Here is an 18,153-nt window from a genome sequence, read left to right on the forward strand (position 1 = left end):
GCCTGACAGATGCAGCGTCATCTCATCTCGGCCGCCGACCTCACCCGCGACGACGCCGTCCTGATCCTCGACACCGCCGAGGAGATGGCCCGGGTCGCCGACCGGCCGATCAAGAAGCTGCCGACCCTGCGCGGCCGCACCATCGTCAACCTCTTCTTCGAGGACTCCACCCGGACCCGGATCTCCTTCGAGGCCGCCGAGAAGCGGCTGTCCGCGGACGTCATCAACTTCTCCGCCAAGGGCTCCAGCGTCTCCAAGGGCGAGTCCCTGAAGGACACCGCCCAGACCCTGGAGGCCATGGGCGTCGACGCCGTGGTCATCCGGCACGGCTCCTCCGGGGCCCCGTACCGGCTGGCGAACTCCGGCTGGATCGACGCGGTCGTCGTCAACGCCGGTGACGGCACCCACCAGCACCCCACCCAGGCCCTGCTGGACGCCTTCACCATGCGCCGCCGCCTGATCGGCCCGGACGCCGGACTCGGCCGGGACCTCGAAGGCAAGCGCATCACCATCGTCGGTGACGTCCTGCACAGCAGGGTCGCCCGCTCCAACGTCGACCTGCTGCACACCCTCGGCGCCGAGGTCACCCTCGTCGCCCCGCCGACCCTGCTGCCGGTCGGCATCGAGACCTGGCCCTGCGAGGTGTCCTACGACCTCGACAGCACGCTGCCCAAGTCCGACGCGGTGATGATGCTGCGCGTCCAGCGCGAGCGCATGAACGCCGCCTTCTTCCCGACCGAGCGCGAGTACTCCCGCCGCTACGGCCTCGACGGCGAACGCATGGCGCGGATGCCCGAGCACGCCGTCGTGATGCACCCCGGGCCCATGGTCCGCGGCATGGAGATCACTGCCGAGGTCGCCGACTCCGACCGCTGCACCGTCGTCGAGCAGGTCGCAAACGGAGTGTCCATCCGGATGGCCGTTCTGTACCTGCTGCTCGGTGGAAACGAGCCCGCCGTCACCCACACCCGCCCGCCCGTCTCCCACCACCACCCTTCCAGCGAGCGCTCTGCGCACACCCCTTCTGCGGCCGAGGAGAAGTAAGACCCATGAGCAAGATCCTGATCCGTGGTGCGAAGGTACTCGGCGGCGAGCCGCAGGACGTGCTGATCGACGGCGGGACCATCGCCGAGGTGGGCAGCGGACTGTCCGCCGAAGGCGCCGGTCGTGTTGGAGGCGCGCAGGATGTGACCGTTGTCGAGGCCGGGGGCAAGGTGCTGCTGCCGGGCCTGGTCGACCTGCACACCCATCTGCGCGAGCCCGGCCGCGAGGACTCCGAGACCGTCCTCACCGGCACCCGGGCCGCGGCCTCCGGCGGCTACACCACCGTGTTCGCCATGGCCAACACCTTCCCGGTCGCCGACACCGCCGGTGTCGTCGAGCAGGTCTGGCGGCTCGGCAAGGAGCACGGCTACTGCGACGTCCAGCCGATCGGCGCCGTCACCGTCGGCCTGGAGGGCCAGAAGCTCGCCGAGCTGGGCGCCATGCACGAGTCGGCCGCCGGCGTCACCGTCTTCTCCGACGACGGCAAGTGCGTCCACGACGCCGTGATCATGCGCCGCGCCCTGGAGTACGTGAAGGCCTTCGGCGGTGTCGTCGCCCAGCACGCGCAGGAGCCGCGGCTGACCGAGGGCGCCGAGATGAACGAGGGCATCGTCTCCGCCGAGCTGGGCCTCGGGGGCTGGCCCGCGGTGGCCGAAGAATCGATCATCGCCCGGGATGTCCTGCTCGCCGACCACGTCGGCTCCCGCGTCCACATCTGCCACCTGTCGACCGCCGGGTCCGTCGAGATCGTCCGCTGGGCCAAGTCCCGCGGCATCGCCGTGACCGCCGAGGTCACCCCGCACCACCTGCTCCTCACCGACGAGCTGGTCCGCTCGTACAACCCCGTCTACAAGGTCAACCCGCCGCTGCGCACCGAGCGGGACGTGCTGGCCCTGCGTGAGGCGCTCGCCGACGGCACGATCGACATCGTCGCCACCGACCACGCCCCGCACCCGCACGAGGACAAGGACTGCGAGTGGGCCGCGGCCGCCATGGGCATGGTCGGGCTGGAGACCGCGCTGTCCGTGGTGCAGGAGACCATGGTCGACACGGGCCTGCTGGACTGGGCCGGCGTCGCCGACCGGATGTCCTTCAAGCCCGCGCAGATCGGACAGGCCTCGGGCCAGGGGCGTCCCGTCTCGGCAGGTGAGCCCGCCAACCTCACCCTGGTCGACACGGCATACCGTGGGCTCGTGGACCCCGCGGGCTTCGCCTCACGCAGCCGCAACACCCCCTACGAGGGGCGTGAGCTGCCGGGCCGTGTGACGCACACGTGGCTGCGGGGCAAGGCCACGCTCGTCGACGGGAAGCTCACGTGACACCTGTACTCCTGCTGGCCGCCGAGAAGGAATCGGCGCAAGTGACCGACTGGGCCGCCCGCATCGGCTGGGTGGTCGGCCTCGCCCTCTTCGTCGCGCTCGTCTACTGGCTGATGCGCGAGGGCTGGAAGTGGCGCGGCACCCTTCAGGGCGACCTCCCCGAACTGCCCGTCACGCCGGACGACCCGGGCCCCGCGAAGCTCACCCTGAGCGGCCGCTACCACGGTTCCACCACCGCCGGTCAGTGGCTCGACCGCATCGTGGCTCACGGTCTGGGCACCCGCAGCCGCACCGAGCTCACGCTCACGGACGCCGGACTGGACGTCGTACGCCCCGGGGCGAGCGACTTCTTCGTCCCGGCCGCGGCGCTGCGCGAGGCCCGGCTGGACAAGGGCATCGCCGGCAAGGTGCTCACCGAGGGCGGCCTGCTCGTCATCACGTGGGAGCACGGCGACCGGCTGATCGACTCCGGGTTCCGCTCCGACCACGCGGCCGAGCACAGCGAGTGGGTCGAAGTTCTCAACTCCATGATCGAAACGAACCACAGGGAAGGCGCCGAACGATGACCACCTCCACCAGGGGAGCTGCCAAAACTCCCGCCGTACTCGTCCTGGAGGACGGCCGGATCTTCCGCGGCCGTGCCTACGGGGCCGTGGGGGAGACCTTCGGCGAAGCGGTGTTCTCCACCGGCATGACCGGCTACCAGGAGACCCTCACCGACCCCTCTTACCACCGCCAGGTCGTGGTGATGACCGCCCCGCACGTCGGCAACACCGGCGTGAACGACGAGGACCCCGAGTCCCAGCGCATCTGGGTCTCCGGGTACGTCGTGCGCGACCCCGCGCGCGTGCCGTCCAGCTGGCGCTCGCGGCGTTCGCTGGACGAGGAGCTGGCGGCGCAGGGCGTCGTCGGCATCTCCGGTATCGACACCCGCGCCCTCACCCGCCACCTGCGCGAGCGCGGCGCGATGCGCGTCGGCATCTTCAGCGGCGACGCCGTCGGGGACGACAGCGCGCTCCTCGCGCGCGTGCAGGAAGCCCCGCAGATGAAGGGTGCGAACCTCTCCGCCGAGGTCGCCACCACCGAGCCGTACGTGGTGCCGGCCGTCGGCGAGAAGAAGTTCACCGTCGCCGCCATCGACCTCGGCATCAAGGGCATGACCCCGCAGCGCATGGCCGAGCGCGGCATCGAGGTGCACGTGCTCCCGGCGACCGCGAGCGTCGAGGACGTCTACGCGGTGAACCCGGACGGCGTGTTCTTCTCCAACGGCCCGGGCGACCCGGCCACCGCCGACCACCCCGTCTCCGTGATGCGGGGCGTCCTGGAGCGTGGCACCCCGCTGTTCGGCATCTGCTTCGGCAACCAGATCCTGGGCCGCGCGCTCGGCTTCGGCACCTACAAGCTGAAGTACGGCCACCGCGGCATCAACCAGCCGGTGCAGGACCGGACGACCGGCAAGGTCGAGGTCACCGCGCACAACCACGGCTTCGCCGTCGACGCCCCGCTCGAGAAGGCCTCCGAGACCCCGTTCGGCCGCGCCGAGGTGTCGCACGTGTGCCTGAACGACAACGTGGTGGAGGGGCTGCAGCTCCTCGACCGCCCCGCCTTCAGCGTCCAGTACCACCCCGAAGCGGCAGCCGGCCCGCACGACGCCGCCTACCTGTTCGACCGCTTCGTATCCCTGATGGAGGGCCAGCGTGCCTAAGCGCACCGATATCCAGTCCGTCCTGGTCATCGGCTCCGGCCCGATCGTCATCGGCCAGGCCGCCGAGTTCGACTACTCCGGCACCCAGGCGTGCCGCGTCCTGAAGGCCGAGGGCCTGCGGGTCGTCCTGGTGAACTCCAACCCGGCGACGATCATGACCGACCCGGAGATCGCCGACGCCACCTACGTCGAGCCGATCACCCCCGAGTTCGTCGAGAAGATCATCGCCAAGGAGCGCCCCGACGCGCTGCTGCCCACCCTGGGCGGCCAGACGGCCCTCAACACCGCGATCTCGCTGCACCAGAACGGCGTCCTGGACAAGTACGGCGTCGAGCTGATCGGCGCCAACGTCGAGGCGATCCACAAGGGCGAGGACCGCGACCAGTTCAAGGAGGTCGTGGAGGCCGTCCGGCAGAAGATCGGGCACGGCGAGTCCGCCCGGTCCTACATCTGCCACTCCATGGACGACGTCCTCAAGGGCGTCGAGGAGCTCGGCGGCTACCCGGTCGTCGTCCGCCCGTCCTTCACCATGGGCGGCGCCGGCTCCGGCTTCGCCCACGACGAGGAGGAACTGCGCCGCATCGCCGGGCAGGGCCTCACGCTCTCGCCGACCACCGAGGTGCTCCTGGAGGAGTCCATCCTCGGCTGGAAGGAGTACGAGCTGGAGCTGATGCGCGACAAGCACGACAACGTCGTGGTCGTCTGCTCCATCGAGAACTTCGACCCCATGGGCGTGCACACCGGTGACTCCATCACCGTCGCCCCGGCGATGACGCTCACCGACCGTGAGTACCAGACCCTCCGTGACATCGGCATCGCCGTGATCCGCGAGGTCGGCGTCGACACCGGCGGCTGCAACATCCAGTTCGCGGTGAACCCCGAGGACGGCCGCGTCATCGTCATCGAGATGAACCCGCGCGTCTCCCGCTCCTCGGCACTCGCCTCGAAGGCGACCGGCTTCCCGATCGCCAAGATCGCCGCAAAGCTCGCCGTCGGCTACACGCTGGACGAGATCCCGAACGACATCACGCAGGAGACCCCGGCCTCCTTCGAGCCGACGCTCGACTACGTGGTCGTGAAGGCACCGCGCTTCGCCTTCGAGAAGTTCCCGAGCGCGGACTCCACCCTCACCACCACCATGAAGTCGGTCGGCGAGGCCATGGCCATCGGCCGCAACTTCACCGAGGCCTTCCAGAAGGCCCTGCGCTCCCTGGAGAAGAAGGGCAGCCAGTTCACCTTCGTCGGCGAGCCCGGCGCCAAGGACGAGCTGCTGCGCGAGGCGGTCCGCCCCACCGACGGCCGGATCAACACCGTCATGCAGGCCATCCGCGCGGGCGCCACGCCCGAGGAGGTCTTCGCGTACACGAAGATCGACCCCTGGTTCGTCGACCAGCTCTTCCTGATCAAGGAGATCGCCGACGAGCTCGCCGCCGCCGCCGAGCTCACGCCCGACCTGCTCGCCGAGGCCAAGCGGCACGGCTTCTCCGACACGCAGATCGGCGAGATCCGCGGCCTGCGCGAGGACGTCGTCCGCGAGGTCCGGCACGCGCTCGGCGTCCGCCCGGTCTACAAGACGGTCGACACCTGCGCCGCCGAGTTCGCCGCGAAGACGCCGTACTTCTACTCGTCCTACGACGAGGAGACCGAGGTCGCGCCCCGCGAGAAGGCCGCCGTCATCATCCTGGGCTCCGGCCCGAACCGCATCGGCCAGGGCATCGAGTTCGACTACTCCTGCGTCCACGCCTCCTTCGCGCTGAGCGACGCGGGCTACGAGACCGTGATGGTCAACTGCAACCCGGAGACCGTCTCCACGGACTACGACACCTCCGACCGCCTGTACTTCGAGCCGCTGACGCTGGAAGACGTGCTGGAGATCGTGCACGCCGAGCAGCAGGCCGGACCGGTCGCGGGCGTCGTCGTCCAACTCGGCGGCCAGACCCCGCTGGGCCTGTCGCAGGCGCTGAAGGACAACGGCGTGCCGATCGTCGGCACCTCTCCGGAGGCCATCCACGCCGCCGAGGACCGCGGCGCCTTCGGCCGGGTCCTGAAGGAGGCCGGCCTCCCGGCCCCCAAGCACGGCACGGCCACCACCTTCGCCGAGGCCAAGGCCATCGCCGACGAGATCGGCTACCCGGTCCTGGTGCGTCCCTCGTACGTCCTCGGCGGGCGCGGCATGGAGATCGTCTACGACGAGATCCGGCTGGAGTCCTACATCGCCGAGTCGACCGAGATCAGCCCCTCCCGGCCGGTCCTGGTCGACCGGTTCCTCGACGACGCGATCGAGATCGACGTCGACGCCCTCTACGACGGCGAGGAGCTCTACCTCGGCGGTGTCATGGAGCACATCGAGGAGGCCGGCATCCACTCCGGCGACTCGGCGTGCGCCCTGCCCCCGATCACGCTCGGCGGCTTCGACATCAAGCGCCTGCGCGCCTCCACGGAGGGCATCGCGAAGGGCGTCGGGGTGCGCGGCCTGATCAACATCCAGTTCGCGCTCGCGGGCGACATCCTCTACGTGCTGGAGGCCAACCCGCGCGCCTCGCGCACCGTCCCCTTCACCTCGAAGGCGACCGCGGTACCGCTGGCCAAGGCCGCCGCCCGGATCTCGCTGGGCGCGACCATCGCCGAGCTCCGCGCCGAGGGCCTGCTCCCGGCCGCCGGCGACGGCGGCGAGCTGCCGCTGGACGCGCCGATCTCCGTCAAGGAGGCCGTCATGCCGTGGTCGCGCTTCCGCGACATCCACGGTCGCGGCGTCGACACGGTCCTCGGCCCGGAGATGCGCTCCACCGGCGAGGTCATGGGCATCGACTCCGTCTTCGGCACCGCGTACGCCAAGTCGCAGGCGGGCGCCTACGGCCCGCTGCCCACCAAGGGCCGAGCGTTCATCTCGGTCGCCAACCGCGACAAGCGCTCGATGATCTTCCCGGCCCGCGAGCTGGTCGGACACGGCTTCGAACTGCTGGCCACCTCCGGCACGGCCGAGGTCCTCAAGCGCAACGGCATCAACGCCACGGTCGTGCGCAAGCAGTCCGAGGGCACCGGACCGAACGGCGAGAAGACCATCGTCCAGCTCATCCACGACGGCGAGGTCGACCTCATCGTCAACACCCCGTACGGCACCGGCGGCCGCCTCGACGGCTACGACATCCGGACGGCGGCCGTGGCACGCTCCGTGCCCTGCCTGACGACGGTCCAGGCGCTCGCGGCGGCGGTCCAGGGCATCGACGCCCTCAACCGCGGCGTCGTGAGCGTCCGCTCGCTCCAGGAACACGCGGAACACCTGACCGCGGCCCGCGACTAGCAGCCCCGAGGGGGACACCGGCAACGGTGTCCCCCTCTTCGTGAGGACGCCATGTCTTCGTGAGGACACCATGTACAAGATCTTCTTCCGTCTCGTCTTCAAACGGCTGGACCCGGAGCAGGCCCATCACCTGGCCTTCCGCTGGATCCGCCTGGCCGCCCGCGTGCCCGTGCTGCGCACCTTCCTCGCGGCCGCGCTCGCGCCCCGCTACAAGGAGCTGCGCACCGAGGCCCTCGGGCTGCGCATGCACGGCCCCTTCGGGCTCGCCGCGGGCTTCGACAAGAACGCCGTCGGCATCGACGGCATGGCCATGCTCGGCTTCGACCACGTCGAGATCGGCACGGTGACCGGCGAGCCCCAGCCCGGTAACCCCAAGCAGCGGCTGTTCCGCCTGGTCAAGGACCGGGCGCTGATCAACCGCATGGGGTTCAACAACGACGGCTCGCTCCGCGTCGCCGCCCGTCTGGCCTCCCGTACGCCGGTCTTCAAGCCGGTCGTCGGCGTCAACATCGGCAAGACCAAGGTCGTCCCCGAGGAGGAGGCCGTCGCCGACTACGTGAAGTCCGCCGAGCGGCTGGCGCCGTACGCCGACTACCTCGTGGTCAACGTCTCCTCCCCGAACACGCCGGGTCTGCGCAACCTCCAGGCCACAGAGGCGCTCCGTCCGCTCCTGAGCGCCGTCCGCGAGGCCGCCGACCGTGCGATGTCCGCGCGCCGCGTCCCGCTCCTGGTCAAGATCGCCCCGGACCTCGCCGACGAGGACGTCGACGCCGTCGCCGACCTCGCCGTGGAACTCGGCCTGGACGGGATCATCGCCACGAACACCACCGTCGCGCGCGAAGGACTCGGCCTGAAGTCCGCCCCCGCCCTGGTCGAGGAGACCGGCGGCCTGTCCGGCGCTCCCCTGAAGGAACGCTCCCTGGAGGTCCTGCGCCGCCTCTACGCGCGCGTGGGCGAACGGATCACCCTGGTGGGCGTCGGCGGCATCGAGAACGCCGAGGACGCCTGGCAGCGCATCCTGGCCGGCGCCACCCTGGTCCAGGGCTACAGCGCCTTCATCTACGAGGGGCCGTTCTACGCTCGCGACCTCCACAAGGGGCTCGCCGCACGCCTGGCCACGAGCCCGTACGCCACGCTCGCCGACGCGGTGGGCGCCGATGTGAGGAAGACGGCATGAGCGCTCTCGAACCCTTCGGCGCGCGGCTGCGCCGGGCCATGGACGAGCGCGGCCCGCTGTGCGTCGGCATCGACCCGCACGCCTCCCTGCTCGCCGAGTGGGGCCTGAACGACGACGTGGCGGGCATGGAGCGGTTCAGCCGCACGGTCGTCGAGGCGGTGGCCGACCGGGTCGCCGTGCTCAAGCCGCAGAGCGCGTTCTTCGAGCGCTTCGGCTCGCGCGGGCTCGCGGTCCTGGAGACGTCGGTGGCCGAGGCGAGGGCGGCGGGCGCGCTGGTGGTGATGGACGCCAAGCGGGGCGACATCGGCTCCACCATGGCCGCGTACGCCGAGTCCTTCCTGCACAAGGACGCGCCGCTGTTCTCCGACGCCCTGACCGTCTCGCCGTACCTCGGCTACGGCTCGCTCGGCCCGGCCGTCGCGCTGGCCCGGGAGAGCGGCGCGGGACTGTTCGTCCTGGCGCTGACCTCCAACCCGGAGGGCGGCGAGGTCCAGCACGCCGTGCGCTCCGACGGCCGGAACGTCGGAGCGACCATGCTCGCGCACCTGGCCGCCGAGAACGCGGGGGAGGAGCCCCTGGGGTCCTTCGGCGCGGTCGTCGGCGCCACCCTCGGTGACCTGTCGACGTACGACCTCGACATCAACGGCCCGCTTCTCGCACCCGGCATCGGTGCCCAGGGGGCGACGCCGGCCGATCTTCCCCGGGTCTTCGGGACGGCGGTGCGCAACGTCGTGCCGAACGTCAGCCGGGGAGTGCTGCGCCACGGTCCCGGCACCACCGCTCTGCGTGACGCCGCGGAGCGCTTCGCGGAGGACATCCGACACGCTGTGACCTCCTCCTGACCTCCTTCTGACTCCCTGCTGAGCCCCCCCAGACCCTCTCCAGACCCCCTCCTGAGTCCTCCGACGAGTGACCCGGGGTCCGCTTGAGTCTGAATACATCCTCAAATCCGGGGCAGTATGTCCTAAATGTCCGTTCAGATGAAGGCTGACCAGGACTTTTCCGCTGTTCTCGCTGACTCTGGCGGACTTGCCCGCTAGTCTCCGACGAGTGGGGACACCACCCACGCTCTTCAAAGCAAGTGGGGGAGAACGGGCAAGCGTGTTGCTCGTGGCTCCCCAGGTGTGGGGCGACTAGGTTCCTCACCGGTCCGTATCCGACAGTTCGACATCCGAGGTGACGTAGGCGTGGCTCTTCCGCCCCTTACCCCTGAACAGCGCGCAGCCGCGCTCGAAAAGGCCGCCGCGGCTCGCCGGGAGCGGGCCGAGGTCAAGAATCGACTCAAGCACTCCGGCGCCTCCCTTCACGAGGTCATCAAGCAGGGCCAGGAGAACGACGTCATCGGCAAGATGAAGGTCTCCGCCCTCCTTGAGTCCCTGCCGGGCGTGGGCAAGGTCCGCGCCAAGCAGATCATGGAGCGACTCGGTATCTCCGAGAGCCGCCGCGTGCGCGGTCTCGGTTCCAACCAGATCGCCTCCCTGGAGCGCGAGTTCGGCAGCACCGGCTCCTGAACCGGGCAGTCCGGGGAAGCGCGTCCCGGGCAGTCCGCGATTGCTGGATAATCGCTGCATGGCTGCAACACCCCGGGGGACGACCCCCGTACCCCCGGACGTACGTCCGCGGCTGACCGTGCTCTCCGGCCCCTCGGGGGTCGGCAAGAGCACGGTCGTCGCCCATATGCGCAAGGAACACCCCGAGGTCTGGCTCTCCGTGTCGGCGACGACCCGCAAGCCCCGCCCCGGCGAGCAGCACGGAGTCCACTACTTCTTCGTCACAGACGACGAGATGGACAAGCTGATCGCCAACGGCGAGCTGCTGGAGTGGGCCGAGTTCGCCGGCAACCGCTACGGCACGCCGCGTGCCGCCGTGCAGGAGCGCCTGGAGAACGGCGAGCCCGTGCTCCTCGAGATCGACCTCCAGGGCGCCCGGCTGGTCCGGGAGTCGATGCCCGAGGCCCAGCTGGTGTTCCTGGCTCCTCCCTCCTGGGAGGAACTGGTGCGCAGACTCACCGGGCGGGGCACCGAACCGCCCGAGGTGATCGAGCGCCGGCTGGCGGCGGCGAAGATCGAACTGGCCGCCGAGCCGGAGTTCGACACCACCCTGGTCAACACCTCCGTCGAGGACGTGGCGCGCGAGCTGCTAGCCTTGATGGACGTCGTGTGACCATCGCTGATCGTTCCGGTCGGCTGATCACCCCGACAAATTCTTTCCCATCCATCGGAAGGTAGAGCGTGTCCTCTTCCATCTCCGCGCCCGAGGGCATCATCAACCCGCCGATCGACGAGCTCCTCGAGGCCACCGACTCGAAGTACAGCCTCGTGATCTACGCCGCCAAGCGGGCCCGCCAGATCAACGCGTACTACTCGCAGCTCGGCGAGGGTCTCCTCGAGTACGTCGGTCCTCTCGTCGACACCCACGTCCACGAGAAGCCGCTCTCGATCTCCCTTCGCGAGATCAACGCGGGGCTGCTGACGTCCGAGGCCATCGAGGGCCCGGCGCAGTAAGCGCGATTCACAGCTTGACGCTGACGTGCACCACAGGCCCGGCAGGCCTCCTGCCGGGCCTGTGGTGTGTGATGGGACATGCAGGTCGCCTAGGTCCGGGGAGAGACAGTGGACAAGCCGAAGGTCGTGCTGGGGGTCAGCGGCGGCATCGCCGCCTACAAGGCCTGCGAGCTGCTGCGGAGGCTGACGGAGTCGGGTCATGACGTGCGCGTGGTGCCCACCGCCTCCGCGCTGCACTTCGTCGGCGCCGCGACCTGGTCCGCGCTCTCCGGCAACCCGGTCTCCACCGAGGTCTGGGACGACGTGCACGAGGTGCCGCACGTCCGCATCGGGCAGCACGCCGACCTGGTCGTCGTCGCCCCGGCCACCGCCGACATGCTCGCCAGGGCTGCCCACGGTCTCGCCGATGACCTCCTCACCAACACCCTGCTCACCGCCCGCTGCCCCGTCGTCTTCGCCCCCGCCATGCACACGGAGATGTGGGAGCACCCGGCCACCCAGGAGAACGTGGCGACGCTGCGCCGCCGCGGCGCCCTCGTCATCGAACCGGCCGTGGGCCGCCTCACCGGCGTCGACACCGGCAAGGGCCGCTTCCCCGACCCGGCGGAGATCTACGAGGTCTGCCGCCGGGTGCTGGCCCGGGGCGTGCGAGAGCCGGACCTCACGGGCCGGCACGTCGTGGTCAGCGCGGGCGGCACCCGGGAACCCCTGGACCCCGTCCGGTTCCTCGGCAACCGCTCCTCCGGCAAGCAGGGCTACGCCCTCGCCCGCACCGCCGCCGCCCGCGGCGCCCGCGTCACTCTGATCACGGCCAACAGCGCCCTCCCGGATCCGGCCGGCGTGGACGTGGTGCCGGTCGGCACGGCCGTGCAGCTGCGCGAGGAGGTGCTGAAGGCCGCCGCCGACGCCGACGCCGTGGTGATGGCGGCGGCGGTCGCGGACTTCCGCCCGGTGGCCTACGCCACCGGGAAGATCAAGAAGAAGGATGACAAGGAGCCCGAGCCCATCACCCTGGTACGAAATCCGGACATCCTCGCGGAGATCTCCGCCGGCCGGGCCCGCGCCGGGCAGGTGGTCGTCGGCTTCGCCGCGGAGACGGACGACGTCCTCGCCAACGGCCGCGCCAAACTGAAGCGCAAGGGCTGCGATCTGCTGGTCGTGAACGAGGTGGGGGAGCGCAAGACCTTCGGTGCCGAGGAGAATGAGGCCGTCGTGCTCGGCGCCGACGGCAGTGAGACGGCCGTGGCCCATGGCCCGAAGGAAGCCCTGGCCGACACGGTGTGGGACCTGGTGGCCGAACGGCTGAACTGATGTCTCCGCCGCCGTGCCACCCCCTTGAAACCCGGTCGATCGTGGCGTGGCGCCTCTGGCCAACGCCGCTCGGCATTGGGCAGAATGCCTGTGCCGCAGGTCACAGCACTCCCGAGTGGCGAGACAGGGGGCCCGTGGTCGAAGCGTGACCGATAAACTGTTCCACGGACGGCGCCGGGTGCAGCCCCCGCCGTCCGCCAATGATCAGCCAGCAGCCGCTGCAACCCCAGGGAGCGTTGTGTCCCGTCGCCTGTTCACCTCGGAGTCCGTGACCGAGGGTCACCCCGACAAGATCGCTGACCAGATCAGCGACACCATTCTCGACGCGCTGCTGCGCGAAGACCCGTCCTCCCGGGTCGCCGTCGAGACCCTGATCACGACCGGCCTGGTGCACGTGGCCGGCGAGGTCACGACCAAGACGTACGCGGACATCGCGACGCTGGTCCGGAACAAGATTCTCGACATCGGCTACGACTCCTCGAAGAAGGGCTTCGACGGCGCCTCCTGCGGTGTGTCGGTGTCGATCGGCGCGCAGTCCCCGGACATCGCCCAGGGTGTGGACACGGCGTACGAGACCCGTGTCGAGGGCGACGACGACGAGCTCGACAAGCAGGGCGCGGGCGACCAGGGCCTGATGTTCGGCTACGCGACGGACGAGACGCCGACGCTGATGCCGCTGCCGATCTTCCTGGCCCACCGCCTGTCGAAGCGCCTGTCCGACGTGCGCAAGAACGGCACCATCCCCTACCTGCGCCCGGACGGCAAGACGCAGGTCACCATCGAGTACGACGGAGACAAGGCGGTCCGCCTCGACACCGTCGTCGTCTCCTCCCAGCACGCCTCCGACATCGACCTGGACTCGCTGCTGGCTCCCGACATCAAGGAGTTCGTCGTCGAGCCGGAGCTGAAGGCACTGCTCGACGAGGGCATCAAGCTCGACACGGAGAACTACCGCCTCCTGGTCAACCCCACCGGCCGTTTCGAGATCGGCGGCCCGATGGGTGACGCCGGTCTGACCGGCCGCAAGATCATCATCGACACCTACGGCGGCATGGCCCGCCACGGCGGCGGTGCCTTCTCCGGCAAGGACCCGTCCAAGGTCGATCGCTCCGCGGCGTACGCGATGCGCTGGGTCGCCAAGAACGTGGTCGCCGCGGGCCTCGCCACCCGCTGCGAGGTGCAGGTGGCGTACGCGATCGGCAAGGCCGAGCCGGTCGGCCTGTTCGTCGAGACCTTCGGCACCGCCAAGGTCGACACCGACCGGATCGAGAAGGCGATCGACGAGGTCTTCGACCTCCGTCCGGCCGCGATCATCCGCGACCTCGACCTGCTCCGCCCGATCTACTCCCAGACCGCCGCGTACGGTCACTTCGGCCGCGAGCTCCCCGACTTCACGTGGGAGCGCACGGACCGCGTGGACGCGCTGCGGAAGGCGGCGGGGATCTAGGCCCCACCGCGGGGCCGCGGCCCCCGGCAACCGCACGAGGCCCGGCACCCTTCCTTCGGGGGCCGGGCCTCGTCGTGCCGCGCGGGCTCGCACATCGCTCGCGTCGGCGCACGGTGGTGCCCCGGTGGCGCGCGGTGGCGGCCGTCGGTGCCCGATGGAGCCGAGCGTGCCGGGGCGAGTGTGTGCGTCGCCGGTGGGGCACTTGTGCGCCGTCGGATGTCAGTGGTCTTTGGTAAGAATGCAAGCGTGAGCAGCGAGAACGAATCGGCGGGTGGCGGGGCGGAGAGTGCGCCGCCCGAGCAGCTCGCGCTCATCCGGGAGAGTGTGCGGAAGGCCAGGACACCCCGGGCCAAGCCGCGGACGTGGCGGGGGGCGGCGCTCGCCAAGGAGCTGCCCGTCGCGCGCGTCCTCGTCGACAAGGGCGTGCTCCACCTCGACCGGTACTTCGACTACGCCGTGCCCGAGGAGCTGGACGAGCAGGCGCAGCCCGGCGTCCGGGTCCGGGTGCGGTTCGGGGCGGGGCGGCACCGGGTGCGGGAGGGACGCCGCGAGGGCGGCGGGCTGATCGACGGCTTCCTCGTCGAGCGGCTGCCCGAGTCGGACTACTCAGGGCCGCTGGCCGCCCTCGCCCAGGTCGTCTCGCCCGAGCCGGTGCTGAGCGAGGACCTGCTGGGGCTGGCCCGGGCGGTCGCCGACCGGTACGCGGGCAGCCTCGCCGACGTCCTGCAGCTCGCCGTACCCCCGCGCAACGCACGGGCCGAGCAGCGCCCGTCCCCCGAGCCCATGCCACCGCCCCGGGCGCCCGAGGCAGGCTCCTGGCAGCGGTACGAGCGGGGAGCGGCCTACGTGGAGTCGCTGGCCTCCGGCGGCGCGCCCCGGGCCGTGTGGAACGCGCTGCCCGGGCCGCAGTGGAGCGAGGAACTGGCCCGGGCCGTCGTGGCGACACTGGCCTCCGGGCGCGGGGCGCTCGCCGTGCTGCCCGACGGACGGGCGGTCGCCCGGGTCGACGCCGCGCTGACCTCCCTGCTGGAGGAGGGACGGCACGCGGTCCTCACCGCCGACGCCGGCCCCGAGAAGCGGTACGCGCAGTGGCTCGCGGTGCGGCGGGGCTCCGTCCGGGCCGTGATCGGCACCAGGGCCGCGATGTTCGCGCCGGTCCGGAACCTCGGCCTCGTCGCCCTCTGGGACGACGGCGACGACAGCCACAGCGAGCAGCACGCCCCGCAGCCCCACGCACGCGAGGTGCTCCTGCTGCGCGCCGCCCAGGACAAGTGCGGCTTCCTGCTGGGCAGCTGGGCCTGCACGGTGGAGGCCGCGCAGCTCGTCGAGAGCGGCTGGGCGCGGCCGCTCCTCGCCGGGCGCGAGCAGGTGCGGGAAGCCGCTCCGCTCGTACGGACCGTCGGGGACGGTGATCTCGCCCGGGACGAGGCCGCCCGGGCCGCCCGGCTGCCGACCCTGGCCTGGCAGGCCGTCAGGGAGGGCCTGCGGCAGGGCCCGGTGCTGGTGCAGGTGCCCCGGCGGGGGTACGTGCCGCGCATGGCGTGCGCCGCCTGCCGGGCGCCCGCGCGGTGCCGGCACTGCTCCGGGCCGATGGAGACCCGGGACGGCGGCGCTCTGTGCTGTGGGTGGTGCGGACGCGAGGAGAGCAACTGGCACTGTCCGGAGTGCGGTTCCTTCCGGCTGCGCGCCTCGGTCGTCGGGGCGCGGCGAACCGCCGAGGAACTCGGGCGCGCCTTCCCCGCGGTGCCCGTGCGGACCTCGGGGCGCGAGCACGTGCTCGACACGGTGCCGGGGGCGCCCGCGCTGGTCGTGAGCACCCCGGGGGCCGAGCCGGTCGCCGAGGGCGGGTACGCGGCGGCGTTGCTGCTGGACGGGTGGGCGATGCTCGGGCGGCCCGATCTGCGGGCCGGGGAGGACGCGCTGCGGCGCTGGATCGCGGCCGCCTCCCTGGTCCGGCCGCACTCGGCCGGAGGCACGGTGGTGGTCGTGGCCGAACCGACGCTGCGGCCCGTGCAGGCGCTCGTGCGGTGGGACCCCGTCGGTCACGCGGTGCGGGAACTGGCCGAGCGGGCCGAGCTGGGTTTTCCGCCGGTGTCGCGGATGGCGGCCGTGTCGGGGCCGGGGGAGACGGTGGCCGACTTCCTCCGTACGGCCGAACTGCCGCCGGAGGCCGAGGTGCTGGGGCCGGTGCCGTTGCCGGTTCCCGCGGCGGGGCGACCGCGTCGGGCGGGGGCGCCGCCGCCCGGGGAGCGGTGGGAGCGGGCGTTGCTGCGTGTGCCGCCGGGGAAGGGGGCCGCCCTGGCCGCCGCGCTCAAGGCCGCCCAGGCCGCGCGGATGGCCCGGGGGAGCGGGTCCGGGACAGGAGGCGGCAGTGGGAGCGGGGTCTGGGTGCGGATCGATCCGGCGGATATCGGGTGAGCGTGCGCCGTCGGCACCCGTGGTCGTCGTGAGCCGGCGTCGCTGATGACCCGTGGGCCTGATCCGGAGGCGCGGCTGCCCTCCCGGAACGCGTTCCGGGAGGGCAGGGCAGAGGGGGTGTCAGCCGTTGCGCGGGCCCGGGAAGGCCGTCGGCCTCGCCTCGTCGCGGAGTGCGGGGCTGCCTGCCGTGGGCTGCGTGGGCATGGAGCGGGCCGCGGGGACCGTCGGGACCGGGGGGAAGCCGGTGTTCACACCGACCGTGCGGCTGCCCGACGGCTCCGGCGTGCGCTCGGGCTCGGCCACGGCCGGCTGGGCCGTGGCCCGGCGGGCTCCGTAACGGCGGTGGACCGCCTGCTTGGTGACTCCCAGTGCGGAGCCCACGGCGTCCCACGAGAAGCCGAGTGAGCGGTCGAAGTCCACGGCCGCCGTCACCAGGGTCTCGACGCTGTCCCGCAGCTCCTGGGCGAGACGTACCGTCGGGGCGGGGGCGCGCCCGTAGACGACGAACCCCGTGGAGGGGCCGGAGCGCCGCGGGCGGTAGACGTTGCCCAGTTGGGCGGTGAGGGTGCGCAGTGCGTCCACCTGCCGGCGGACCCGCTCGATGTCCCGCACCAGCAAGTGCAGGCTGGCCCGAGCCTGGGCGTCGTGGGTTGCGTGGTCGGCCATGAACAAGCCTCTCGAACCGGCGTTGAAAGGAATGGGCCGCGCTCGCGGCCCGTTGTGGTCAACTCTGTCTTGACCAACGCGGATTCGCTCCGCGGGTCACGGTGTGGGGGCGCGGGGGCATGTGCGTGCGCCTGTTTGCGCGGGGCGTGCGCCTCGGCCTTCGGGGTCGTCTCCCTCCCGCGCACCGCCCGTGACACCTGTCGAGAAGCTGAGCCCTCCCGCGGGGGCGGGCGCCGTCGGCGGCTTCTCCTTCGCTGCTCATAGACTTGGGCGTTGCCCGTCACCGCCCCCGCCCGAGAGGCCCCCGTCACCCCATGAAGCTCGTCTTCGCCGGTACACCCGAGGTCGCCGTTCCCGCTCTGGACGCTCTTCTCGCCTCCGGGCGGCACGAGGTGGCCGCTGTCGTCACGCGGCCCGACGCGCCGGCCGGGCGGGGGCGCAGGCTCGTCGCGTCGCCCGTCGCCGAGCGGGCGGAGGAGGCCGGGATCGAGGTGCTGAAGCCCGCGAAGCCGAAGGACCCCGAGTTCCTGGAGCGGCTGCGGGAGATCGCGCCGGACTGCTGCCCCGTCGTCGCCTACGGCGCTCTGCTGCCCCGGGTCGCCCTCGACGTCCCCGCGCACGGCTGGGTCAATCTGCACTTCTCCCTGCTGCCCGCCTGGCGTGGTGCCGCGCCCGTGCAGCACGCCATCATGGCCGGCGACGAGATCACCGGGGCGTCCACGTTCCTGATCGAGGAGGGGCTCGACTCCGGACCGGTGTACGGGACGGTGACCGAGGAGATCCGGGCCATCGACACCAGCGGGGACCTGCTGACGCGCCTCGCGTTCGCCGGCGCGGGGCTGCTCGCGGCGACCATGGACGGGATCGAGGACGGCACGCTGAAGGCAGTACCGCAGCCGGCCGACGGCGTCAGCCTGGCCCCCAAGGTCAACGTCGAGGACGCCCGTCTCGACTGGAGCGCGCCCGCGCTGCGCGTCGACCGGGTGGTGCGGGGCTGCACCCCGGCGCCCGGCGCCTGGACCACGTTCCGCGGCGAGCGGCTCAAGCTCATCCAGGTCAGCCCCGCGCCCGACCGGACGGACCTCGCCCCGGGGCAGATCGCCGCCGGCAAGAACAACGTGTACGCCGGCACCGGCTCGTACGGCATCGAGCTGCTGTGGGTGCAGGCCCAGGGCAAGAAGCCGATGCGGGCGGCGGACTGGGCCCGCGGGGTGCGGATCGCCGAGGGGGAGCACCTCGGGGGCTGACACCGCCCGCCCTC

Annotated in this window: 15 protein-coding genes; 14 read left to right on the top strand and 1 reads right to left on the bottom strand. The window is 71.6% G+C overall.

Annotation, left to right across the window (positions count from 1 at the left end; genetic code table 11):
* Positions 1–9: 9 nt before the first annotated feature.
* The 13 genes from ACZ5TL_RS14480 to ACZ5TL_RS14540 all read left to right on the top strand — a co-directional run bounded on the left by ACZ5TL_RS14480 (position 10) and on the right by ACZ5TL_RS14540 (position 16,226).
* Positions 10–1,044, top strand: a complete 1,035-nt coding sequence (locus ACZ5TL_RS14480) for an aspartate carbamoyltransferase catalytic subunit (RefSeq protein ID WP_468589920.1) — start codon at positions 10–12, stop codon at positions 1,042–1,044.
* Positions 1,045–1,049: 5 nt separating this feature from the next.
* Positions 1,050–2,363 (top strand): dihydroorotase, encoded by a 1,314-nt coding sequence (locus tag ACZ5TL_RS14485; RefSeq protein ID WP_468589921.1) that lies wholly within the window; start codon positions 1,050–1,052, stop codon positions 2,361–2,363.
* Positions 2,360–2,929: a PH-like domain-containing protein gene (locus ACZ5TL_RS14490; RefSeq protein WP_468589922.1), complete on the top strand. Its 570-nt coding sequence runs from the start codon at positions 2,360–2,362 to the stop codon at positions 2,927–2,929. Before ACZ5TL_RS14485 ends, ACZ5TL_RS14490 begins: the two co-directional genes overlap by 4 nt.
* Entirely contained in the window at positions 2,926–4,068 is a 1,143-nt protein-coding gene (carA, locus tag ACZ5TL_RS14495) for a glutamine-hydrolyzing carbamoyl-phosphate synthase small subunit (RefSeq protein ID WP_468589923.1), read from the top strand. The genes ACZ5TL_RS14490 and carA overlap by 4 nt, the downstream gene beginning before the upstream one ends.
* On the top strand, positions 4,061–7,369 hold the full coding sequence (gene carB, locus ACZ5TL_RS14500; RefSeq protein WP_468589924.1) for a carbamoyl-phosphate synthase large subunit: 3,309 nt from the start codon (positions 4,061–4,063) through the stop codon (positions 7,367–7,369). The genes carA and carB overlap by 8 nt, the downstream gene beginning before the upstream one ends.
* Positions 7,370–7,439: 70 nt before the next feature.
* Positions 7,440–8,546, top strand: a complete 1,107-nt coding sequence (locus ACZ5TL_RS14505; RefSeq protein ID WP_468589925.1) for a quinone-dependent dihydroorotate dehydrogenase — start codon at positions 7,440–7,442, stop codon at positions 8,544–8,546.
* Positions 8,543–9,388 (top strand): orotidine-5'-phosphate decarboxylase, encoded by an 846-nt coding sequence (pyrF, locus tag ACZ5TL_RS14510; protein ID WP_468589926.1) that lies wholly within the window; start codon positions 8,543–8,545, stop codon positions 9,386–9,388. The genes ACZ5TL_RS14505 and pyrF overlap by 4 nt, the downstream gene beginning before the upstream one ends.
* A gap of 345 nt (positions 9,389–9,733) precedes the next feature.
* Positions 9,734–10,057, top strand: coding sequence for an integration host factor (locus tag ACZ5TL_RS14515; protein ID WP_003977346.1), 324 nt, complete (start codon positions 9,734–9,736; stop codon positions 10,055–10,057).
* Between the two features lie 58 nt (positions 10,058–10,115).
* The gene (gene gmk, locus ACZ5TL_RS14520; protein ID WP_468589928.1) at positions 10,116–10,709 is read left to right on the top strand and encodes a guanylate kinase; all 594 of its coding nucleotides are present in this window, start codon (positions 10,116–10,118) and stop codon (positions 10,707–10,709) included.
* 68 nt (positions 10,710–10,777) lie between these two features.
* Positions 10,778–11,050 carry a DNA-directed RNA polymerase subunit omega gene (gene rpoZ, locus ACZ5TL_RS14525; protein ID WP_067025681.1) on the top strand — a complete coding sequence of 91 codons (273 nt, stop codon included), beginning with the start codon at positions 10,778–10,780 and terminating at the stop codon, positions 11,048–11,050.
* Positions 11,051–11,158: 108 nt separating this feature from the next.
* Positions 11,159–12,361, top strand: coding sequence for a bifunctional phosphopantothenoylcysteine decarboxylase/phosphopantothenate--cysteine ligase CoaBC (gene coaBC / locus ACZ5TL_RS14530; protein WP_468589929.1), 1,203 nt, complete (start codon positions 11,159–11,161; stop codon positions 12,359–12,361).
* 238 nt (positions 12,362–12,599) lie between these two features.
* On the top strand, positions 12,600–13,808 hold the full coding sequence (metK, locus tag ACZ5TL_RS14535) for a methionine adenosyltransferase (protein ID WP_468589931.1): 1,209 nt from the start codon (positions 12,600–12,602) through the stop codon (positions 13,806–13,808).
* 246 nt (positions 13,809–14,054) lie between these two features.
* Positions 14,055–16,226, top strand: a complete 2,172-nt coding sequence (locus ACZ5TL_RS14540; RefSeq protein ID WP_468589932.1) for a primosomal protein N' — start codon at positions 14,055–14,057, stop codon at positions 16,224–16,226.
* 120 nt (positions 16,227–16,346) lie between these two features.
* On the opposite strand, the gene ACZ5TL_RS14545 is transcribed toward ACZ5TL_RS14540, so the two are convergent.
* Entirely contained in the window at positions 16,347–16,892 is a 546-nt protein-coding gene (locus ACZ5TL_RS14545; RefSeq protein WP_468589934.1) for a hypothetical protein, read from the bottom strand.
* A gap of 314 nt (positions 16,893–17,206) precedes the next feature.
* On the opposite strand from ACZ5TL_RS14545, the gene fmt reads away from it, so the two are divergent.
* On the top strand, positions 17,207–18,139 hold the full coding sequence (fmt, locus tag ACZ5TL_RS14550) for a methionyl-tRNA formyltransferase (protein ID WP_468589935.1): 933 nt from the start codon (positions 17,207–17,209) through the stop codon (positions 18,137–18,139).
* The last annotated feature ends 14 nt before the right edge of the window (positions 18,140–18,153 follow it).

The organism is Streptomyces sp. NPDC033136, assembly GCF_055578235.1.